The sequence below is a fragment of the Porphyromonas gingivalis ATCC 33277 genome, assembly GCF_000010505.1.
GTDB classification, from domain to species: Bacteria; Bacteroidota; Bacteroidia; order Bacteroidales; family Porphyromonadaceae; genus Porphyromonas; species Porphyromonas gingivalis.
Window position 1 is genome coordinate 2,209,277 of sequence record NC_010729.1, and the last position, 20,130, is coordinate 2,229,406.

Genomic DNA, 20,130 nt, shown 5'->3' on the forward strand with positions numbered 1-20,130 from the left:
ATTATAAAGTCTTCTTGGGAGACAAAATTCACATAGAAACCGAAAGAAATACCACAATCGCAAATATATGCACTTTTCCTTTAAACGCGAATCAAAATATGCATAATATATTGCCCAAAAGCTGTCATTCGGATTGATTGATGGCCTCATATTGGGTTTGCATTCGTCTACCGTAGACGGCTATTTGGTTGTCGTATGGAAAAGTCGTTTCATCCTTTTGATATGAGTCCGGTCTGCGAAGATTGCCTCCTTTGCCTTGTGTGCCATGAACTTCCTGTAGGTGCCGATAGGTCTCTTAAGAAAGTCTCACCTACTAAGCCAATCAGCTCCTCGATGAGCGTACCATATCTTTTAACCTCTGATATAAGGATGAACCGTTGGACTACGGATATTCTCTCTCTGATTTCAATGCGGTAAAACCTGTCTCTTCGATGAATTACGAACCGAAAATGCTCGGATTGTGGTCTGTAAATCCTGAGAAAACGGCGCGAGATTTTTTTCGCTGTGGTTCCAAAAATTTTTAATTCTCGCGCCAAAACGAAAAAATTCTCGCGCCACGTTTTTACGAATGCTGATCAGGTAATTTTCCGAACCAAAACGCAAAACAACTCCTGCCTTTTCAGTTGATCGATAATCCTCGAATGATCTGTTTTCAGATGCACTCTCTTTCTACTATCTTTGTCGGATTCGGAAGGCTTTTTCTGACCGATACCCTAATAATCCACTGATGAAAATATATCTGATGCGCCACACCTCGGTGCTGCTCAATGGCAATGAGCACTGCTACGGATTCACCGATGTGGACGTTCGAGACACCTTCGAAGAGGAGGCTGCGGCGGCTTGTGCCCGTCTCAAAGGCCTCGATCCCGAGGCGGTCTTTACCAGCCCTCTGCAGCGTGCGGCCAAGTTGGCGGCCTTTTGCGGCTATCCCGATGCCATCCGAGACGACCGGCTGAAGGAGATGAACTTCGGCGACTGGGAAGGCAAACCCTGGGAAGAAATTCTGGACACGACAGACATAGAAGCATTTTTCCGCCGCTACATAGACGAACCCGTATCCGGCGGCGAATCGCAACGAGAGCAGTTCGAACGCGTGCGGGACTTCATCCTGGAAAAGAAAGCTGCCGGTTATCGCTCCATCCTGATCTTCTGCCATGGCGGGGTGATCAATTGTGCCCGTACGCTGGTCGGACAATGCACGCTGGAGAGTGCCTTTGCCTCACTCCCTCCCTTCGGCTCTCTGACCGAATTGATCTTATAAGAGTCGCAGGGCTATCGTCTCGCAGGGCATGATACCCACGGGAGGCGTTGGTATTAAACAAATCGAACCGAATATTGTCATACGAGAAGCTATGAAGGAACCATCTCACGAAAAAACTCGATCCGACAAGAGGCAAGGGTTGAGGCCCCGTTTCTATCTCTATTGGTTGGGGATCCTGATTTTCGCAGCTGCTTTCACCGGCATGCTACTGGAGGATTTCAACTCGGAAGGCAGACCTGCCGGTTTGGAGCTTTTCTTCCATATCAGTGGAGCCGTGGCATTTTGTTTCGCTCTGGCAGAGCAGAGTGCCGTCTTTATCGGCCACAAACATGGGCGTATCGATCGGGCCACGGCTATGCGTTATGCAGGCTTCATGGACAGAAACGGCTCGTGGAGTGCCTTGCTGATATGTCTGACTTTCGTTGCCTTCGGGCTGATGAAAATCGGACACGAAGTGACTAAGGTCTGGGATTCTGTACTCGGATGGCTCTTTGTGGTGGGCTTCGGCTATGCCGCTATCCGTTTTATCCTCAATCGTTTTCGCCGGAAATGACCGGAAAGATGCCCAAGACCAATGTGGCGCGCCTTCTGGATGCAGCGCATATAACGTACGAACTTATCCCCTACGAGCCGGACGAGAGAGACCTCTCGGCCGTCCATGTGGCAGAGCAGCTGGGCGAGGATGTCAGGCAGGTGTTCAAGACGCTGGTATTGCGAGGCAATAAGACCGGACTGCTCGTCTGCATCGTACCGGGCGATGAGGAGGTAGACCTCAAGCTGGCGGCACGGGCATCGGACAACAAAAGCGTGGAGATGATCAGACAGAGCGAGCTTCTTCCGCTCACGGGGTATATCCGTGGCGGCTGCTCACCCATCGGGATGAAAAAGGCTTATCCATCCTATATCCATCATACTTGCATGGCATTCCCTTATATATATGTCAGCGCGGGTGTGCGAGGTTTACAGCTTCGGATAGCACCGGCCGATCTCTTGGCATACACGGGAGCCGAACCGGCTTGCCTCTGCGGTGCTACGACAGAAGAAAAATCAATCATAAATCAAACCCTATAATCAAGCATGAACAAAAGAATCTTTACTGCGTGCATGGCTGTCGCCTGCATCCTGCCCGTTTTCAAGGCTGAAGCACAGAGCGATTACTTCTTTCGCTCGAAGAAAAAGAAGCCCGCGACGGAAGCTCCGGCTCAGAAATCCAAATTCGATCAGACCGTAGCCGGTGCCAAAAAGAGCGAAGGCCCTTTCACCGTTTATTTCACCAAGAAGAATGAGATCCTGTTCGCCATGCCCGACTCCGCATTCCGTCGGGAGTATCTCCTCAGCAGCCGTGTGGCCGCTACGAGCAATACGCGCGAAGCCGTGGCCGGACAGATGAGCACGTCTCCTTTCCTGATCAAGTTCTCACGTGACAGTATCAATGTCTATCTCCATACGCCTCAGGTAGGAGCTATGGTCAGAGAAGACGATCCTATCGTACCTTCATTCAAGAAGAACTTCTTCGACCCCGTTCTCAAGGCATTCCCCATCGTGGATACAAAAGACGGCAAGGTGCTGATCGACGTAACCAAATTTTTCCGCGAAGACGAGAAGAGCATCACGCCTCTGACGATCCTGCCACCCACGATGCAAAATGCCAATGTAATCAAGGGCATGCTCGACCCGACGGCCAGTATCGTGACGGAAGTCAAGAGCTTCCCCCGAAACGTGGAGATCAAGAGTATGCTCACCTACAAGACTCAGCCCTATTCCGAGCCCTACACCCTGATCATGCAACGCTCCATCCTGCTCCTCCCCGAGAAACCGATGCGTATGCGTTTGCAGGACAATCGTGTCGGGATATTCAATTCCTCTCGCCAATACTTCAGCACCGATAAAGACAAAGTGGAGTCTTTCAAGCTGATCCATCGCTGGGATCTCCAGCCCAAGGACAGTGCGGCCTATATGCGTGGCGAACTGGTAGAGCCCGTGAAGCCTATCATTTTCTATGTGGACTCCGTCTTCCCCGACAAATGGCGTGCTACTATCAAGCAGGCTATCGAAGACTGGCGTATGGCTTTCGAAGCAGCCGGCTTCAAGAATGCCATCATCGCCAAGGACTATCCTACGAAGGAGGAAAATCCCGATTTCGATCCGGACGACATTCGCTTCAGCTGTTTCAAATATGCCACAACGACCACGGCCAACGCCATGGGGCCGAGTTTCGTAGATCCGCGAAGCGGCGAGATCATTTGTGCAGATGTGATCTGGTATCACAATGTATTGTCTCTCGTTCACAACTGGCGTTTCGTACAGACGGGAGCCGTGGATCCGCGTGTTCGCAAGGCTGTATTCGACGATGAAGTGATGCGCGAATCGCTCCGCTATGTGGCAGCTCACGAGATCGGTCACACCATCGGCCTGATGCACAACATGGGTGCCAGCTACTCGTTCACCATCGAGAACCTGCGCGATCCGCAGTTCACCCAAAAATACGGTACCACACCGAGTATCATGGACTATGCCCGCAACAACTTTGTGGCGCAGCCCGGCGACTTGGAGCGTGGTGTACGCCTGACGCCTCCCATCATCGGTGTGTATGACATTCATGCCATCAACTGGGCTTATCGTCTCGTGCCCGGAGCCAAAACGGCTGAAGAGGAAAAGCCGACACTGAACGCTTGGATCGCCGAGAAGAAAGACGATCCCATGTTTACCTTCGGAGCACAGCAGTTCCCCTATACCATCGACCCCACGGATCAGACCGAGGATCTCAGTAACGATCACTTCCGTGCCGGCGACATGTCCATCAGCAACCTGAAGATTATCGCCAAGAACATGGACAAATGGCTCCTCGAAAAGGAAGCTCGCTACGATGATCTGCGCGACATGCACGGACAGCTCATGTCCCAATACTACCGCCATGTGAGCCACATCATGCCCTATATCGGAGGAGTGGAACACTTCGAAATCCGCCAGGGCGAAGAGAATACGCTTTCCCGTCGCTTCATCACAAAAGACAAGCAACGCAAGGCCATGAATTGGCTCCTCAATCAGGCTCGCACATACCGCCAGTGGCTGGCCGAACCGGCTTTCCTCAACAAGGTAGAGCAGAACTCTGGGATGACCGACCTCTTGGGCAAGGCCATGGTGGCGGCTCTCTTCAACCCCGGTAGCATAGGACGCATATACGAAGCAGAGCAGTCCGGACAACCGGGTGTGTACAAGCTCACGGATTACGCCAACGAGCTGATCGATGCCATCTTCAACGTGAAGGGCAATCTGACCGATGCCGATCGTTCTATTCAGAACCTGGCCATCGACCTCATGTCGGCCCATAGTGGTCTCTCCACGGAAAGCAAGAATACGGCACGCCGTCTGTCCGAAGAGCTGGATGCCCTGTCGCACAAGCTCAGCGAGGACAACCTCCCATGTGCTCTCGGTTGTGGCGGTCACCACGCGGCAGAGGACGGAGCCGATTCCTTCTTCCGTCTTACGTCCTTCTCCAAGCAGGCCCCGAATGAAGTGATTGCACCCCTCCTACTGCAACAACTCAAGCGCGTGCAGACCATCTATCGCAATCGCAAGGCCACGGGCAACGCTGCCGACCGCTCGTTCTACGACTATCAACTGCTCCGTCTGGAACGCCTGATGAAGACCAACTAAAGAGTACGGGCTTCTTCGTTCCTCGGATATACAAGGGGGCTGTGTCAAAATCCGAAAAAAGGATTTTCCAACAATCAAAAAGACACAAATACCACCTTAATCATAAAGGAAAAACCGCTATCAAGTAGGATGATTTTGTCCATTTGGTAGCGGTTTCCCTATACAAATAATAGTATCCTTTACTCTAAACTGAATTTTGACACTTCCTCTTTTACGAACCGGAATCATCGAAATTCCGGGTCACGTTTTCCGGAAAACACGCGCGACTTTTTTTTCGCTGTGGCGCGAGAATTTTTTTCTTCCCGAACCAAAACGAAAATTTTCTCGAGCCACGTTTTTAGGAACGCATAACAGGAAAATTTTGGTCCCAAAAGAATATCGGGCAGCCACCTACTGTTCCGAGAATTTCTTTTGCGATAAAGAGGAATTATCCGGAAGCGGGCTATAATACATCGATATGGACGTAGAGATCTGTCGCTTTAGAGAGAAGACTTTGCGAATCAATCGATTATGATTTGTGCCACAATCATATTAGCAGTCTCAATCGGTTTTTTTGTAAGTTTGGAACATGTATAAAAGAGCATTGTTTTTACTCTTTTTGTCGGGTGTGCAGCTCTTGATCTTGGGCCAACTGTACGCGCAAGAACCGCGATTGGGTATACCGGACTCCATGTTGCGCCACGGTACCGTAGTCACCATGGAGCAGGGTGATACGGTGTACGACATTGCTTTGCCGCAGGTGTGGGTGAAACACAAGAAGTACAAGTCGCGCCAGCTGACACCGCAGGAGAGACAAGAGCTTTGGAGGCTGATTCGGGATGTAAAACGCACCTTGCCCTATGCCAAAATGATCGCAGCTACTCTGATCGAAACGTACGAATATATGGAAACGATGCCCGATGAGAAAAGCAGACAAAAGCATCTCAAGCGCATGGAAAAGGAGATGAAGCAGCAATACATGCCGGAGATGAAACGACTGACCCTCCGGCAGGGGAAGCTCCTGATCAAGCTGATCGACCGACAGTGTGCACAGTCGAGCTATCAGCTACTCAAAGCTTTTCTCGGCGGATGGAAAGCGGGATGGTGGAATCTCTTCGCCCGCTTCTATGGTGCGAGCCTGAAGACTCGGTACGAACCTGACAAGAATCCGGAAGACGCCCTGACGGAACGAATAGTTTTGTTAGTGGAAGAGAAAAGAATTTAACAAAGTTTCTTTGCCACTTCGGCAAAAAAGGCTATATTGGCCTTTGTTTTTCAGAGACGACTTGATTATGGAAAAGAATAAGTTACAGCTGGAGTATGTTTTCGACCGTGTATCGACACGTAGCCTGTGGCGTTATCTGAGTACACCGGATGGTTTGTCGGAATGGTTTGCCTACGATGTGAGGCTGGAAGACAACGGGGACTTCTATTTCCAATGGGATAAGAATAGCGGCGAAAAGGCTTCTGTCCTTGAACAGCGAGAGGGCGAAAGAATCCGTTTCCAATGGCATAGGGAACAGGACCAGAATGCCTGTTTCGAATTTGTCATCCATCACTCGGAATTGACCGGAGGGAAATCTTTGGAGGTTATCGACTACATTGCTCCGGAAGAAGTGGCCGATATGGAGCACTTCTGGAACAATCTGATCAGCAGGCTTCGCCTTTCTCTCGGCGCACCCGAATGATCTGACTCGAAGGATCCGGAAGCTGTCTAAAGCGGATCTACATCGAATAGGATGCGCACTCGCTTGTATTCTTGAGTGCGGGTCTGAAGTGTTGTGCGAATCGTATCGAGTATATTGCGCGTCGCGGATACGGAGGATGAGAGAGGAAGACGAAGAAGCAATTCGCGAATGAATGCGTTCCTAAGACGAGAGATGGGCGGCACCAAAACGGGGGAGAGACTCTGCTCCGGCAGATGGGCGGCCAAAGAGGCGGCATAGTCGGAAGCGATTCGCTCCACGAGGCTCTCTTCGCCTGCTCTGAACTCGATTCGTATCAGCCGGCTAAAAGGTGGAAAGAAAAGCATCTGTCTTTCCTCCAATTGTTTTCCGATAAAAGCCTTATAATCACCTTCTCGCAATAAATCCGAAAAGGAGTTGGCCGGATTGTTCGTTTGTACGTATAGACGGGAGGCTCCGCTCCTAAGCATGAGCTGATAGAGTAGCTGATAAGCTCGTTCGTAGGCGCGGAAATCCGGGAAACCCAATATGCTGTCCAGCTGGGTGACGGCTACAAGACCTACATGTTCGTTATAGACTTGCCCCTTGATCAGTTGCGTGCCAACAAGTATATCCACCTCTTTCGCTTCCAGACGCGCCAGAGCTTCGTCCATCTTCGTTCGGCTCATGGCCATATCGCTGTCCATTCTGAGGATGGAGACGGTGGGGAAACGTCTTTTAAGCTCTTCCTCTATTCTTTCGGCTCCATACCCCACAGGTTGCAGGCTGCTCGGCTCTCCTACGCCCGATGCCCGCTTGCAGGAGGGACAGATGCGCGGAAGGGGTCTGCTGTAGCCGCAGTAGTGGCAGACGAGCATACCGGAATGCTTGTGATAGGTGAGACTCACATCGCAGTGGATGCAACGGAGCTTTTCCCCACAAGAGCTACAAATGATATACGGAGCGAAGCCCCTTCGATTTTGGAGGACGACGGCCATTTTTTTTTGCCGAATCGTCTCTTCAATAGCTGAGACGAGGGGGAAAGAAAGTAGTTCACCTGCACCGACCTGTCTTTGACGGCGCATCTTGCCCATGTCTATGACTTCCAAATCGAATCGGGGGCGAACCCGATCGTCCGGCCAGGTGATCAGTTCACAGGCTTTGTGGCGCACTTGGTGGAGCACCTCGGCAGAAGGAGTGGCCGAAGCCAACACAACAGGGCAGTCGTGGATCCGGCCGAGTCGAGCTGCCACCTGTCGCGTATGGAATCGGGGGGCAGGATCCTGCTGTTTGTAGAGGTATTCCTGTTCCTCGTCCACGATAATCAATCGCAAACGACGGAATGGCAGGAAAAGTGCCGATCGAACACCCAGCACCACGCAAGGATCTTCCGTTGCGGCCAATCTGTTCCACACTTCCACCCTTTTGGCATCGCTTTCAAAGGCATGATAGGATAGCAAACAACTGCCCAGCCTCTCGGCCATACGTGTGGACAGAGTATCGCTTCCTCCTCGTTTGTTCGCTTCCGGAGAGAGGTACAGGACTTGGCCTCCTGAACGGACAACTTCTTCCGTCCATTCTAAGAGTTGTTTTTCTTTGCGTCGAAAGTCATGCGTATAGAGGAGAGAAAGAGGTTTTTGAGGTAGAGAAGCCGATACTGCGGAGTCTGTAGAACTCTCTTCCGATTGAATGGCTTTTTCTTCCTCTTGGGGCTGCTCCCACAAGCGGTACTCACCTCCGCCGGCCGAATACATGACCGAGTGTGTAACAGATTCGGATAGAAAAATCCCTTTCTTTTTCAAAGCGGAAAGGGTGACTGTAGCATGAGGATCGGACTCCGCCAGTAGCCTTTGCGGTATCGGAGAGGAATATGGGAGGGAGTGCTCTGTTATCAGCTCTGCCCAATGAAGCAAAAGGGCGGATTGCTTGGGAGCACGATGCAAACTATCCAGAAGCGAGGCAAAAGTCTTTTCCGTCCGGAAAGGCTCTGCCAGACGAACGAATACTTCTGACTTGGGCTTATAACGGCTTTTTACTTCTTCCTCCAGCCGTATGGCCCCTCGTTCGACCAAGGAGGTAAAAGCGCGAATCGCTCGTTTGCCGACAGCCTTTTGCAGGGTGTCAAGCGTGTAGGTTCGTCCTTTTGCTGACTCCAAAATATCGAGTAGCTCCTCTTCATCACGACTAAGCCGGCTGTCGGCTTCGAAGTCCGTATTATAATGGATGACGGTATGGCTCTCGGGTAGTAATGCTGCAGGCAGAGCAGCACGGAGTACTTCTCCCTGCGTACATATGTAATAAGCCGACAGCCACTGCCACAGACTCAGCTGTGAGGCAGTAACTGACGGCTTATCGTCAGGCAGGAAGAGAACCTCCTTGAATGAAATTTGCAGATTGGGACGTTTGTCGGACAGTCCGATGATAATCCCCGTATAGTATCGCTTGGCTCCGAAAGGTACTACGCAACGCATCCCCACGATAGCCTTCTCGGCTAACCCCTCGGCCAATCGGTAGTGAAAACTACCCTCAAGAGCCAAGGGAATGAGGACTTCGGCATAGCGCATAGCTATCTTCTCCCTTTCATCTCGGAGTCATGGCTATGATTCCGCTTTCAGATATTCGTGCATGGCAGCTGCTGCTTTCCGTCCATCGCCCATCGCCAATATCACAGTGGCTCCGCCACGAACGATGTCACCACCGGCAAAAACATCGGGGAGAGCTGTCTGATTGCTCTCATTGACGACGATGGTTCCTTTGCTTGTCACTTCAAGACCGGAAATAGTTCGGGGAACGAGCGGATTGGGCGATACACCGATACTTACAATCACTTCGTCCACCGGGATCTCCTCGATAGCCCCCGTGATCGCAACAGGACGACGACGACCACCTGCATCCGGCTCGCCAAGCTCCATCTTTTGCAGGCGCATCGCAGTCACTCGGCCTCGTTCATTGCCGATATATTCGATAGGATTGTGTAGTGTCAGGAACTCTATTCCTTCCTCCTTGGCGTGCTTCACCTCTTCCAATCTTGCTGGCATTTCCTCTTCGCTGCGTCGATAGACGATCATGGCACGTTCTGCTCCGAGGCGTTTGGCCGTACGAACGGAGTCCATGGCCGTATTGCCGCCCCCGATGACAGCTACATTCTTGCCCTTGAAAACGGGTGTGTCGCTATCGGCTTGGCTCGCATGCATCAGATTGACGCGCGTCAGGTATTCATTCGAAGACATGACTCCTACAAGGTTTTCACCCGGGATATTCATGAAATTGGGCAGACCGGCACCACTTCCTACGAATACACCGCGAAATCCTGCTTCATGCAGGTCATCGTATGCGATCGTTCGGCCGACAATCGTATTCGTCTCAAAGCGTACGCCCATCTCTTCGAGAAGATTGATCTCCGAATCGACTATACTATTCGGAAGACGAAATTCCGGAATTCCGTACTTGAGCACTCCTCCGATTTCGTGCAGAGCTTCGAATACGGTCACGTCATAGCCCAACTTGGCCATGTCTCCGGAGAAAGAAAGTCCGGCCGGACCGCTTCCGATCACAGCCACTTTGATACCGTTGCGAGGAGCCATTTCGGGAACTTTGAGTGCGCCCTGTTCGCGTTCGTAGTCTGCGGCAAAGCGTTCCAAGAAACCGATGGCAACAGCCGGTTTGTTCATTTTCGTATAGATGCACCGGCTTTCGCATTGCTTCTCTTGCGGACAGACACGTCCGCACACCGCCGGCAAAGAGCTTGTCTCTCGCAAAGTAGATGCTGCAGCCAGTATATCGCCTACTTCTATCTGCTTGATAAAGGTCGGGATATTGATACTCACAGGACATCCTTCCATACAGCTCGGTTGCGGACAATCGAGACAACGAGAGGCTTCGGCCATAGCGGCCTCGCGGGACAAACCGCGATTCACCTCTTCATTGATCTTGGAGCTACGATAGAGGGGGTCGAGTTCGGGCATTACAGCCCGTGGACGCGACATGCGTTCTTTATTTTTGAGCGCGTTGCGCAGCTCCTCTCTCCATGGTTCAGAGCGACGCAGTCGGATAAGTTCTTCTGTAGTCATGTCAATAAGGCAGAAAATAAGGTTATTCCATCTCTCGGTATGCGCCCAAACGCATGATCATCTCATCGAAATCCACTTGGTGTGCATCGAATTCGGGGCCATCGACACAGACGAATTTCGTCTGTCCTCCCACGCTTATACGACAAGCCCCACACATACCGGTGCCATCCACCATAATTGTATTGAGAGAAGCTATGGTCGGTATCTCGTAACGTTTGGTCAGGAGAGAAACGAACTTCATCATCACAGCCGGCCCGATCGTAACGCAGAGGTCTACCGTTTCCCGTTTGATAACGCTTTCCACTCCATCTGTTACGAGGCCTTTCGTCCCATAAGACCCATCGTCTGTCATGATGATCACTTCATCGCTATTGGCTCGCATTTGTTCTTCAAGGATAACCAGATCTTTAGTTCTGGCAGCCAATACGACAATTACACGGTTGCCTGCTTTGTGGAAAGCCTCCACGATCGGGAGCAAAGGAGCCACGCCCACACCGCCTCCGGCACAAACCACTGTGCCGACCTTTTCGATATGCGTACTCTGTCCCAGCGGACCTACCACATCCGTGATATAGTCGCCGACTTCGAGTTCGGCCAATTTCTTGGAAGATTTGCCCACGGCCTGAACCACTAAGGTAATGGTACCGCGCTTTATGTCAGCCTGTGCAATAGTCAGGGGGATGCGTTCGCCTTTTTCTCCAACGCGGATGATTACAAAATGTCCTGCTCTTCGCGATTTGGCTATACGAGGAGCCTCTACTTCCAGCTTGATCACATTAGCCGAGAAGTATTCTTTGGATACGATTTTATTCATAGTAACAGTCACATTTGCCCGCTGCTAACCGAAGCGTTCGGTCGCAAAGGTAAGAATAATCCGGGGGGGAGTAGACAGGACAAAGAAAAGGACACCTCCGTTGGAGAGCTGAGGGAGCGTGGCAGTCACATGGGAATACCATCGGGGGAAACGGATAAATATGGTAGTTTTGTCTGTAAATAAGTAAGCATAAACACCATAATGCGCATTGATATAATCACCGTGCTGCCCGAAATGATCGAAAATACACTCAACTGCTCGATCATCGGGAGGGCACAAGAAAGAGGACTGCTGGAACTGAAGCTGCACCAGCTTCGCGACTATTCCACCGATAAATGGAAACGTGTGGACGACTATCCATTCGGTGGAGAGCCTGGCATGGTGATGCAAGTAGAACCGATCGACCGGATTATCACCGAACTGAAAACCCAGAGAGAATACGATGAGGTGATATTCACCTCTCCCGACGGTGAGCGTTTCGACCAACCGATGGCCAATGAACTGAGTCTCCTATCCAATTTGATTATTCTTTGTGGACATTATAAGGGGATAGACTATCGTATCAGGGAACATTTGATCACTCGTGAGATTTCGATCGGCGACTACGTACTCACCGGCGGAGAGTTGGCCGCCGCCGTGATGACCGATGCGATCGCCCGTCTCATCCCCGGAGTTCTCAACGATGCCGGCAGCGCACTGTCCGACACCTTTCAGGACAATCTGCTGGCCCCTCCGGTCTATACCCGACCGGCCGAATATAAAGGTTGGCGAGTGCCGGATATTCTACTCAGCGGACATGAAGCCAATATCGCCAAATGGCGCCTTGAACAAGCTGTCGAGCGTACTAAGCGGTTGCGCCCCGATTTGATAAAAGACTGATCCCGCTCACCCCTGATTCTGCGATACGCTTATGAAGATGATAGAATGGCTCACAAGCAAACTGCCCGATCGGGCACATGTTCGCTCCATCATGTTCGGCATGAATACCCCCACGGGACGCCTCTTCGATATTCTCCTGCTATGCCTCATCCTTCTGAGCGTCATTGTCGTCTCAGCAGAAAGTACCGTAGGCCTGTCCCATAGCACGAGGAATTTTTTGCATTGGTGCGAGTGGGTTATCACCATTGTATTCACTATCGAATACATCCTGCGGATCTACTGCCTTCATAAACCGTGGCGGTACATCCTTTCCTTTTACGGCATCATAGACCTCATCTCCATACTTCCCTCCTATATAGCCCTTATCTATAGCGGAGCACAGGTGCTGATGGTCTTCCGCATCCTTCGACTGCTGAGGATCTTCCGTATCCTGAGCCTGAACAACCTCGTCTCGGCAGGCGATATGCTCGTGCGATCGATACGCGCCAGCATGGCCAAGATTATGGTCTTCATGCTTTTTCTTCTCCTGCTCGTCACCATTCTCGGCTCGGTCATGTACCTGATCGAAGGACGGGGCAATCCCAATTTTTCCAGTATCCCCAAGTCCATCTATTGGGCTATCGTCACGCTGACCACTGTAGGCTATGGCGATATTACCCCCGTCACGGCCGTCGGGCAGTTGGTATCCACGATAGTCATGCTGCTTGGTTATTCCATCATTGCCGTACCGACGGGAATCATTTCGGCCGAGATGACCAAATCCAATCGCACCGACTCCATGGTGGCTTTCGATACACCCATCCGCTGTCCGCGCTGCAACAAACGCATCCGCAGACACAAGGCCCGCTACTGCGACCAATGTGGCTACTCGCTTTTTACACACGGTCATACGGTAGTCCCCAACACCTGTAAGCCGGAAGGGGATACCGGCAGTAACGAATAGACGCCCCCTCCGATACCCCCTCTTTTCTTGCCACTTACAAGCAAAAGCCTCGCATTCAGCTGACAGGCTTACGGATCGGACTCCTTCCCGTACCCACCGTACTTATACCTGTACCGGTAATCGATACCGAGCAAACTGCCTGCAAAGGTGCTCACTTCTCCGTAAGCAATCAGCACGCTCGAATCGATTTCCCCCACGGGAGGGACAAAGAAGCCGATGAACAGCAGTAACAACCCGACCAAACACAAGAGAACGGCCAAGGTGAGGTGCACCCTTATCCTCCATTTCATAGCCGACTGTATTCTGCATGTGCATCGAAACAAGGACAAGCCTTCATCCATTCGTCGGGAGTAATGCTCCCGTCGTAATTGCGATCGTAGCTCAAGTCGCGATGGCCGACTATACTCGCCTGTGGGTACAGGTTTCTCAGTTCCATCAGCAAACGCCTCAGGGCGGTTTTCTGCTGCGGAGTTCGCGTATCGGCCGGCTTAGCCGCCGCATCCAGACCTCCCTCGTAGCAGACACCTATACTACAGTGATTGTACCCTTTGGCGTGTGCTCCCGGCTCTGTCATCGGACGCAATGCCTCCGTATCTCCATTGCGACGGATGTAGAAGTGATAACCGGCCGAGCGAAACCCTCGTGCCCGGTGGTCGCGATCGAGCTGAAGCGATGTATAGGTCATATTGGATCTTGTGGCCGAACAGTGGATGACTATATATTTGATGGTATTCATTGTTTTGGATGTTGATAGATGAAAAAATTAAACCCATTATAGAAAGACAAAGGCCGGAGACAAAAGCAAATTTCCTTGTCTCCGGCCTTCCGATTAGATTCCCGTCCCTGCTCGAATACAGGAGGAATACGGATCAGAATTAGAGACCGCCGCCTCCGCTACCTTGCTCACCGCCGCCCTCGGGAGAAACAGGAACAGAGGGAGTACCACCTTGCTGTTCTCCGGGACGAAGCATATTGATCCCTTTCAGACGAATTTGCCGACAGGCGCGGCGAATATCTCCACCGGGCAGAAAGAGCACCCGTGCTCGGCGGATATTTTCCACGGTAAATTCCTCTCCTTCTTTGGCGGCTTTGGAGCTGAGACTGATCCGGAAGCGACCCAATTCTCCCAACGAGATAGCCCGTCCTTGCTTGAGTCCGGTGATGACAAGGCCCGTTACCGTATTGATGATAGAGCGGACATCTCCCTCACTCACAGCGGAGATTTTGCTTGTCAGATCGCAGATCTCGGACAAATCCATATCTCCTGTTTTCAGGGTTTGGGCGTATCGAATCTTCGCCGGCTGTCCGTTGATCATCACTTTTCGTTCTTTTACTTTGAATGAAACTGCCATAATAATTTTTGTTGTTTAATAGATTGATGAAATAATACTGTCGGCACTTCGGTTTGTCGTTATCGGATGGCCATCCTTGCTTTCGTTCCTTTTTGCTGACGATGCAAAGGTAGAACGGCCGCTTTGTACCCGGGAATCGAACTGCATCCTGCGGCTGCCTGTGGTATCCTATGGCCGTCTTTGGCCTTCTTTTCGCTCGATTTCGCTTGTCGTGAGGAGCCGGATTGTTCCTTTTTATAGATGTACGATCGTAAAAACTTGGAAATAACGCACTCGATCTAAGCCCATACTAAAGAAGAAAGAGCCTCATAGGATCGGCAGTACGATCCCATGAGGCCCCAAACCGGATATCGGCAACGGCTAAAAGCGGTAACCTATGCCCACGAAGAAGTCACGATTATAAGCGTATTCGTTATTTCCCTTTTCTCTTAGAGCGGTCTTCGAAGAGGATTGCCTATTGTCATTCAGTCGGGGAATATCAGAACCTCCACCCGATACAATATCCACAAATCCATGTTCACAGCCTATCTGTATATAATAACGCTTATAGTGGAATGCGGCTATTATGTTTGCCCCGATGTCCCAGCGGATATTTGTTGGGCCACCAAGCGTTGGGCCAAAAAACTCTGTGCTGTAGTTGTTCGGCTTCCATCCTTCCAACTTCTGCCGATATGTACCATATATACCGTATGCAAGGAAAGGACCCGCTTCGATCGAAACCGCCATGTCATTCATCAGGTCGAACCGCATGCCGGCATTGATCGGCAGTTGCAGATAGTGCAAGCGAGTGGAAACCATCGTAATATAGGTACCAGGAACCATTTCGGGTATATCCCATTCGGTTTTGGAGCCCTTCATCGTATAGTTCAGACCCGGAGCCAAGTAGAATCCTCTTGATCCGATCATGAATTCGGCAGCGGCACCGACCCGCAGGCCGACATTCATTTTGGTGTCCCACACATATCCGCCTCTTTTCATGCTCTGATTGCTGCCTACGAAGTTGGCATCTACGCGAAGTGCCGGGCGGCTTTGTCCGATGGACATAGTGACCGAAGCAAGTAGCACAAGGGCTACAGTAAAAATCCTTTTCATTTCTATTCGTTTGTTTGTCGTTTTAGAAGGTCGATACTCCCCTAAAATTTTCCATATATGTACTGTTCAGGGAAGCCGAATCAGATACTTGCACAAAAATTACGAAAGGGGTACTTTGTTTCGTATCTTAATTTCCTTGCATCAACTTCTCTATCTCTTCGTAAAGTGCTTTCTCTGAAGAAGGGCGGGGCAGATTGGCGTGAACAAGTTTCCCCTTATTGTCAAATAGAAGATAACGAGGAATTAACATTCGGAAATCAGGTATTTTCAGCAATTCTTTTTCAGCCTTTGATGTAATGTAATAGTGGTATCCGGTCAAATCAAATGCGGAAAGATTGTTTCTCCAGTTGTCAGAGTTTTCCGGTTCATCAACGGAGCAATAGAGCATGGCAATTCCTTTTTCTTCCAAGAAGGCATGTAGTTGTTTGTTATACCCAAATTCTTTTTTACATGGTGAGCACCACGTGGCCCAAACATCCACTAAGACCCATTTGTCGGGGAAAAACCTCTTGATGACTTCCGGCAAGTTTTCTCCCACCTCTTTTCCCACCTCTTCCAGTTTGTCAAATTTATGGTCATAGAAAAATAATCCACGAGAATAATTTTTCCCACTTGGGTCGTTTAAGTCGATAAAAGAACGGAGCAGCTCCAAGTACCGGGAACTGCCAACAACTTTTCCCAATAACGCAACCTTTTCAACATATTGTGGAGTCGTTATAGCCCCTACGACAAAGTGAAGAAGTTGAATTTTGCTTATAAAAAGTCTTATTTGGACGTCATCGGGCAAATAGCAATACTCATGGAAAAATTCTTTGCTACCATCCCATAGTCCGATGTCAATCCTTTTTCCTCCGGCCAGATTTTTGTGCCCTCTCAAAGTCGCAGTTCCTGCATTGCGCAAACTCATTTCGCTTCCTTTATACATTTCCGCCAACGGACTATAGCGTTCGAGATAATAGAAATATAATTCTTTTGCTTTCTGCCTTAGCCTATTTGCTTCTTCTATATTACGAACTGCCAAACCTGCTGCATACAAAACCATTTGTTGCATTTCAGCTTTTACTGCACTCAAAAAAGCATCGCTAATATCCCCTTGCTTTTCCATAGAGAGAAAAGATTCCAACTCCATATCAAGCATGGAGTCAACCTGATCTATGAGTTCGGCCTTGCCTTTACCTGTCCTTAAAATTGTAAGATATTCATTGAGCCATCTGTATCCGGCAAAAAGAGTGCTATCCAATAAATAGAGATTTCCTGAGGCATTGTCTCCGGTGGCGCCAAAAGACCATTTGCCGGAACTGTTATCTGCAGTCAGGATGAGATGATCGCCGGGACAGAGAATAATCTTGCTTTTGGGGAAGAGTTGATTACCGGCAAATTGAATGCAGACACTCCGCTTGAGAGGGATACTGATCGTTACTTCTCCATTCTCGAAAAAAATGGGTGTTACCAGTCCGGCCAGATCGGAATCAGCAGAGCATGGGATATTTGTCCATAAAACCCCGCTGCCTCCATTCTGGGGATTTCGTAAAGTCAGCTTCGTTATGGGATCGACCTCTTTGTCTATTTGTGGTTTTGCTAATCCTTTTATTGTCGCCATAAAAAACACAGCAACAAGTGTCAAAAAAAGAGATGGCTTCATCATAATACAAAGTATTTGTGTTCTTTTTTGAAAGAAAAATGGGATGCCTATTTCTAATCAAAAGTACAGAAATTCCGACCGGATATAATCCAATTATTACCCACAAAGTAAAGATCGGACAGCATTCGGGCTTTACATTTTCTGTAAGCAGTACTTCGGAGAGTAGTTCTCGATCGGTCGGGACAGGTTCTGCCGATTGCTCCGAGCCAACGACCTGATGCTCCGCAAGCGGCGGACAACCAATACCTGACACGAGGCCTACCGATATGAAGACCTGCTCAATACAGAGCCTGGACCTGTACTCGGAAGTCCGAGAAAGTACACATCACGACTCCCTCCCTCTGCGAGGGTTTAGGCTCCAAAAATTGCCGGCTTTACAGCCATGAAAATGTGGCGTGCAATTTTTTACGTTTTGGTTCGGGAGGTAAAAAATTTACGCGCCAAAACGAAAAAATTCTCGCGCGTGTTTTCCCGAAAACACGAACCGCAATCGGGCCGATTCCGGCGCGATTTTTCATTTAGTCATTTGAGGTAGGAGGATGTTTTGCGCCCATCGGTGACTGTCTTTGGATAAGAACGAGGCGACTAAGTGTGTGCAAAAAATTACCTTTGGACAAAGAAATCAAACAGAGCCTCTTGGCTCGCACTCGAAGATGATCATTCAGGATATTATAGAAGCTATCGAGGCAGTCTGCCCGAGGGCTTATCAAGAGAGCTATGACAATAGTGGCGTGCAGGTGGGCGACACCAAGCGGGAGGCAACGGGTGCCCTCCTCTGTGTGGATGTTACCGAAGCGGTATTGGAGGAGGCCATTCGGCTGGGATGCAATCTCGTCATTGCCCACCATCCGATTCTCTTCAAACCGCTCAAGCGATTGACCGGCAGCTCCTATGTGGAGCGATGCGTGGAGCTGGCCGTACGGCACGGACTGGTGCTATATGCGGCTCATACCAATGCGGACAACGCTCCGCAGGGACTGAATGCGCTGCTCGCCGAACGCTTCGGCTTGCTGAATACGCGACCGCTGGAGCCGCTGCAAGGCAAGCTCTTGGAGCTGGTCACCTTCGTCCCCACGGAGTATGCCGATGCCCTGAGGCAGGCTTTGTGGCAGGCCGGTGCAGGCCGCTTGGGGCATTACGATTGCTGTTCGTTCAGCCATGCCGGCACCGGAACTTTCAGAGCTGCCGAGGGTGCCAATCCCTTTGTAGGAGCGATAGGCGAATTGCACCATGAGGCGGAGGAGCGGATCAGCCTCGTACTGCCGGCGTACAGGCAGGGTGCTGTGCTGCAGGCTTTGCACGCGGCTCATCCGTACGAGCTGCCGGCTGTCAGCCTGATCCCGCTGGCCAACGATCATCCCTCGGCCGGAGGCGGAATAGTGGGGGATCTGCCTTCGCCCATGAGCGAGCGGGAGATGCTGCTGCACATCAAGGAGGTATTCGGTCTGAAGGTCCTGTCCCATTCGGCTCGGAGGGAACGGCCGTTGAGGCGGATGGCTATATGCGGCGGTAGCGGTGCTTTCATGTGGCGGCGTGCAGCACAGGAGGGTGCAGACCTCTTCCTGACAGGGGAGGCGAAGTACAACGACTTCTTCGATGCAGGGGAGCATCTGCTGCTGGTTACGATCGGTCATTACGAGAGCGAAGAGGTGGCTAATGAGCTATTTATGCGCATAATATCGCAGAAATTCCCTACCTTTGCCACCCACAAATCATCGGTTGCAACCAATCCGGTAAACTATTTGTAGTTAGTTAATTGAGCATCATGGCTAAAGAAAAGATCATCGTTGAGAACGAACAGAGCGTAGAGGAAAAATTGGCAGCACTGAGCAAGCTGCAAAATACCCTCTCTGAAATAGATAAGATCAAGACTCTCCGTGGCGAACTGCCGCTGGAAGTACAGGATCTGGAAGACGAAATCGCCGGAATGCAGACTCGTTTGGAGAACTTCACAGCCGGATCCAAGCAGCTCAATCAGGCTGTAACCACCGAAAAGGAAAAGATCAGTACAGCCAAGACGCTGCTGGAGAAATATAAAAAACAGCTCGACGAGGTGCGCAACAATCGTGAGTTCGACAATCTCTCCAAAGAGATCGAATTTCAGGAGCTGGAAATCCAACTGTCTGAAAAGAAGATCAAGGAATACAACGCCGAAATTCAACAGCGCAAGACCGATATAGCTGCTCTGAAAGAGGTGCTGGAAGAGCATAGCGAGGTGTTGGCCGAAAAACGCGGCGAACTGGATACCATCATTGCCGAGACTAAGCAAGAGGAAGAGAAACTGCGCGAAAAGGCGAAGAAGCTCGAAGCCAAGATCGAACCGCGCCTGCTGACGGCTTTCAAGCGCATCAGAAAGGCTGCGCACAACGGCTTGGCCGTGGTGCCCGTAGAGCGTGATGCCTGCGGCGGTTGCTTCAACAAGATTCCTCCTCAGAAGCAGCTGGACGTCAAGCTTCGGAAAAAAATCATCGTCTGCGAATACTGCGGACGAATCATGGTCGATCCCGAAATGGGAGCATAAAGCTCTCCAAGAGTAAGAGGCCGGTGTAGGCGGTTTTCGCTGCCGGCCGATGCTTCGGGTTCACAGGTGCGGAAGTTTTCCGAGATAAGGTTCGGCTCTCTTCGGAGATGCCGGCAGGACTGATGAGAGAGGACGAGAGTTCTCTCTTTGTTTTATGGTAGCATTCGGCTTATTCGGATAAAGAGCCTCTTCATTTCCAAGAGAATTTTTCCATCGGCAGGATGGCCGGGCCGATATTTTCCCCCTGATATATTCA

At 50.6% G+C, this 20,130-nt stretch carries 23 protein-coding genes; 13 read left to right on the forward strand and 10 right to left on the reverse strand.

Annotated features, from left to right (window positions below):
* Positions 1 to 209 precede the first annotated feature (209 nt).
* Complete coding sequence (locus tag PGN_RS12500; RefSeq protein WP_144399390.1) at positions 210 to 536, reverse strand: DUF1661 domain-containing protein; 327 nt, start codon at positions 534 to 536, stop codon at positions 210 to 212.
* Here PGN_RS12500 and PGN_RS12045 point away from each other — a divergent pair.
* The 5 genes from PGN_RS12045 (at position 505) to PGN_RS09345 (ending at position 4,918) form a co-directional block, all read left to right on the forward strand.
* Positions 505 to 627 (forward strand): DUF1661 domain-containing protein, encoded by a 123-nt coding sequence (locus PGN_RS12045; protein WP_012458655.1) that lies wholly within the window; start codon positions 505 to 507, stop codon positions 625 to 627. The genes PGN_RS12500 and PGN_RS12045 overlap by 32 nt on opposite strands.
* A gap of 100 nt (positions 628 to 727) precedes the next feature.
* Entirely contained in the window at positions 728 to 1,261 is a 534-nt protein-coding gene (locus PGN_RS09330; protein ID WP_039416763.1) for a histidine phosphatase family protein, read from the forward strand.
* 91 nt (positions 1,262 to 1,352) lie between these two features.
* Positions 1,353 to 1,814, forward strand: a complete 462-nt coding sequence (locus tag PGN_RS09335; RefSeq protein ID WP_043876340.1) for a hypothetical protein — start codon at positions 1,353 to 1,355, stop codon at positions 1,812 to 1,814.
* A complete protein-coding gene (gene ybaK, locus PGN_RS09340) occupies positions 1,811 to 2,332 on the forward strand; it encodes a Cys-tRNA(Pro) deacylase (protein WP_023847185.1) in 522 nt (173 codons plus the stop codon). Before PGN_RS09335 ends, ybaK begins: the two co-directional genes overlap by 4 nt.
* Before the next feature lie 6 nt (positions 2,333 to 2,338).
* A complete protein-coding gene (locus tag PGN_RS09345) occupies positions 2,339 to 4,918 on the forward strand; it encodes a zinc-dependent metalloprotease (protein ID WP_012458658.1) in 2,580 nt (859 codons plus the stop codon).
* A gap of 224 nt (positions 4,919 to 5,142) precedes the next feature.
* Here the strand turns inward: PGN_RS09345 and PGN_RS12505 are convergent, their stop codons facing one another.
* A complete protein-coding gene (locus PGN_RS12505) occupies positions 5,143 to 5,229 on the reverse strand; it encodes a DUF1661 domain-containing protein (RefSeq protein ID WP_230484051.1) in 87 nt (28 codons plus the stop codon).
* On the opposite strand from PGN_RS12505, the gene PGN_RS12510 reads away from it, so the two are divergent.
* The 3 genes from PGN_RS12510 (at position 5,198) to PGN_RS09355 (ending at position 6,585) form a co-directional block, all read left to right on the forward strand.
* Positions 5,198 to 5,269 (forward strand): DUF1661 domain-containing protein, encoded by a 72-nt coding sequence (locus PGN_RS12510; protein WP_157761737.1) that lies wholly within the window; start codon positions 5,198 to 5,200, stop codon positions 5,267 to 5,269. The two genes, PGN_RS12505 and PGN_RS12510, sit on opposite strands and share 32 nt — an antisense overlap.
* Positions 5,270 to 5,486: 217 nt before the next feature.
* Positions 5,487 to 6,122: a DUF4294 domain-containing protein gene (locus PGN_RS09350; protein ID WP_012458659.1), complete on the forward strand. Its 636-nt coding sequence runs from the start codon at positions 5,487 to 5,489 to the stop codon at positions 6,120 to 6,122.
* A gap of 67 nt (positions 6,123 to 6,189) precedes the next feature.
* A complete protein-coding gene (locus PGN_RS09355) occupies positions 6,190 to 6,585 on the forward strand; it encodes an START-like domain-containing protein (protein ID WP_004583674.1) in 396 nt (131 codons plus the stop codon).
* A 26-nt stretch (positions 6,586 to 6,611) separates the two neighbouring features.
* On the opposite strand, the gene priA is transcribed toward PGN_RS09355, so the two are convergent.
* The 3 genes from priA to PGN_RS09370 are packed head-to-tail and all read right to left on the reverse strand — an operon-like array spanning position 6,612 to position 11,445.
* The gene (gene priA / locus PGN_RS09360; protein WP_004583675.1) at positions 6,612 to 9,125 is read right to left on the reverse strand and encodes a replication restart helicase PriA; all 2,514 of its coding nucleotides are present in this window, start codon (positions 9,123 to 9,125) and stop codon (positions 6,612 to 6,614) included.
* 33 nt (positions 9,126 to 9,158) lie between these two features.
* A complete protein-coding gene (gene gltA, locus PGN_RS09365; protein ID WP_039416776.1) occupies positions 9,159 to 10,631 on the reverse strand; it encodes an NADPH-dependent glutamate synthase in 1,473 nt (490 codons plus the stop codon).
* 22 nt (positions 10,632 to 10,653) lie between these two features.
* Positions 10,654 to 11,445 carry a sulfide/dihydroorotate dehydrogenase-like FAD/NAD-binding protein gene (locus PGN_RS09370; RefSeq protein WP_004583677.1) on the reverse strand — a complete coding sequence of 264 codons (792 nt, stop codon included), beginning with the start codon at positions 11,443 to 11,445 and terminating at the stop codon, positions 10,654 to 10,656.
* A gap of 201 nt (positions 11,446 to 11,646) precedes the next feature.
* On the opposite strand from PGN_RS09370, the gene trmD reads away from it, so the two are divergent.
* Both trmD and PGN_RS09380 read left to right on the forward strand, forming a co-directional pair.
* Positions 11,647 to 12,324: a tRNA (guanosine(37)-N1)-methyltransferase TrmD gene (gene trmD / locus PGN_RS09375; protein WP_012458661.1), complete on the forward strand. Its 678-nt coding sequence runs from the start codon at positions 11,647 to 11,649 to the stop codon at positions 12,322 to 12,324.
* Between the two features lie 31 nt (positions 12,325 to 12,355).
* Positions 12,356 to 13,267 (forward strand): ion transporter, encoded by a 912-nt coding sequence (locus PGN_RS09380; protein ID WP_012458662.1) that lies wholly within the window; start codon positions 12,356 to 12,358, stop codon positions 13,265 to 13,267.
* Between the two features lie 68 nt (positions 13,268 to 13,335).
* On the opposite strand, the gene PGN_RS09385 is transcribed toward PGN_RS09380, so the two are convergent.
* The 5 genes from PGN_RS09385 to PGN_RS09405 form a co-directional block, all read right to left on the reverse strand.
* Positions 13,336 to 13,557 (reverse strand): hypothetical protein, encoded by a 222-nt coding sequence (locus tag PGN_RS09385; RefSeq protein ID WP_005874429.1) that lies wholly within the window; start codon positions 13,555 to 13,557, stop codon positions 13,336 to 13,338.
* Positions 13,554 to 14,003, reverse strand: coding sequence for an N-acetylmuramoyl-L-alanine amidase (locus tag PGN_RS09390; protein WP_012458663.1), 450 nt, complete (start codon positions 14,001 to 14,003; stop codon positions 13,554 to 13,556). Before PGN_RS09390 ends, PGN_RS09385 begins: the two co-directional genes overlap by 4 nt.
* Positions 14,004 to 14,142: 139 nt before the next feature.
* On the reverse strand, positions 14,143 to 14,619 hold the full coding sequence (locus PGN_RS09395) for an HU family DNA-binding protein (protein ID WP_012458664.1): 477 nt from the start codon (positions 14,617 to 14,619) through the stop codon (positions 14,143 to 14,145).
* Between the two features lie 360 nt (positions 14,620 to 14,979).
* Entirely contained in the window at positions 14,980 to 15,711 is a 732-nt protein-coding gene (locus tag PGN_RS09400) for an outer membrane beta-barrel protein (RefSeq protein ID WP_012458665.1), read from the reverse strand.
* 127 nt (positions 15,712 to 15,838) lie between these two features.
* Positions 15,839 to 17,356, reverse strand: a complete 1,518-nt coding sequence (locus PGN_RS09405) for a TlpA family protein disulfide reductase (RefSeq protein WP_012458666.1) — start codon at positions 17,354 to 17,356, stop codon at positions 15,839 to 15,841.
* Between the two features lie 385 nt (positions 17,357 to 17,741).
* On the opposite strand from PGN_RS09405, the gene PGN_RS10905 reads away from it, so the two are divergent.
* The 3 genes from PGN_RS10905 (at position 17,742) to PGN_RS09415 (ending at position 19,874) form a co-directional block, all read left to right on the forward strand.
* Entirely contained in the window at positions 17,742 to 17,888 is a 147-nt protein-coding gene (locus PGN_RS10905) for a DUF1661 domain-containing protein (RefSeq protein ID WP_230847085.1), read from the forward strand.
* Positions 17,889 to 18,006: 118 nt separating this feature from the next.
* Positions 18,007 to 19,101: a Nif3-like dinuclear metal center hexameric protein gene (locus tag PGN_RS09410; protein ID WP_039416784.1), complete on the forward strand. Its 1,095-nt coding sequence runs from the start codon at positions 18,007 to 18,009 to the stop codon at positions 19,099 to 19,101.
* Between the two features lie 17 nt (positions 19,102 to 19,118).
* Positions 19,119 to 19,874 (forward strand): zinc ribbon domain-containing protein, encoded by a 756-nt coding sequence (locus tag PGN_RS09415; RefSeq protein WP_012458668.1) that lies wholly within the window; start codon positions 19,119 to 19,121, stop codon positions 19,872 to 19,874.
* Positions 19,875 to 20,130: the final 256 nt, after the last annotated feature.

Coding starts and splice junctions, on each gene's coding strand:
- PGN_RS09390 (WP_012458663.1), bottom strand. CDS start 14,003: ATGAATACCATCAAATATATAGTCATCCACTGTTCGGCCACAAGATCC.
- PGN_RS09330 (WP_039416763.1), top strand. CDS start 728: ATGAAAATATATCTGATGCGCCACACCTCGGTGCTGCTCAATGGCAAT.
- PGN_RS09395 (WP_012458664.1), bottom strand. CDS start 14,619: ATGGCAGTTTCATTCAAAGTAAAAGAACGAAAAGTGATGATCAACGGA.
- ybaK (WP_023847185.1), top strand. CDS start 1,811: ATGACCGGAAAGATGCCCAAGACCAATGTGGCGCGCCTTCTGGATGCA.
- PGN_RS09335 (WP_043876340.1), top strand. CDS start 1,353: ATGAAGGAACCATCTCACGAAAAAACTCGATCCGACAAGAGGCAAGGG.
- gltA (WP_039416776.1), bottom strand. CDS start 10,631: ATGACTACAGAAGAACTTATCCGACTGCGTCGCTCTGAACCATGGAGA.
- PGN_RS09350 (WP_012458659.1), top strand. CDS start 5,487: ATGTATAAAAGAGCATTGTTTTTACTCTTTTTGTCGGGTGTGCAGCTC.
- PGN_RS09405 (WP_012458666.1), bottom strand. CDS start 17,356: ATGATGAAGCCATCTCTTTTTTTGACACTTGTTGCTGTGTTTTTTATG.
- PGN_RS10905 (WP_230847085.1), top strand. CDS start 17,742: ATGTGGCGTGCAATTTTTTACGTTTTGGTTCGGGAGGTAAAAAATTTA.
- PGN_RS09370 (WP_004583677.1), bottom strand. CDS start 11,445: ATGAATAAAATCGTATCCAAAGAATACTTCTCGGCTAATGTGATCAAG.
- priA (WP_004583675.1), bottom strand. CDS start 9,125: ATGCGCTATGCCGAAGTCCTCATTCCCTTGGCTCTTGAGGGTAGTTTT.
- PGN_RS09400 (WP_012458665.1), bottom strand. CDS start 15,711: ATGAAAAGGATTTTTACTGTAGCCCTTGTGCTACTTGCTTCGGTCACT.
- PGN_RS09415 (WP_012458668.1), top strand. CDS start 19,119: ATGGCTAAAGAAAAGATCATCGTTGAGAACGAACAGAGCGTAGAGGAA.
- PGN_RS09345 (WP_012458658.1), top strand. CDS start 2,339: ATGAACAAAAGAATCTTTACTGCGTGCATGGCTGTCGCCTGCATCCTG.
- PGN_RS09385 (WP_005874429.1), bottom strand. CDS start 13,557: ATGAAATGGAGGATAAGGGTGCACCTCACCTTGGCCGTTCTCTTGTGT.
- trmD (WP_012458661.1), top strand. CDS start 11,647: ATGCGCATTGATATAATCACCGTGCTGCCCGAAATGATCGAAAATACA.
- PGN_RS09355 (WP_004583674.1), top strand. CDS start 6,190: ATGGAAAAGAATAAGTTACAGCTGGAGTATGTTTTCGACCGTGTATCG.
- PGN_RS09410 (WP_039416784.1), top strand. CDS start 18,007: ATGATCATTCAGGATATTATAGAAGCTATCGAGGCAGTCTGCCCGAGG.
- PGN_RS09380 (WP_012458662.1), top strand. CDS start 12,356: ATGAAGATGATAGAATGGCTCACAAGCAAACTGCCCGATCGGGCACAT.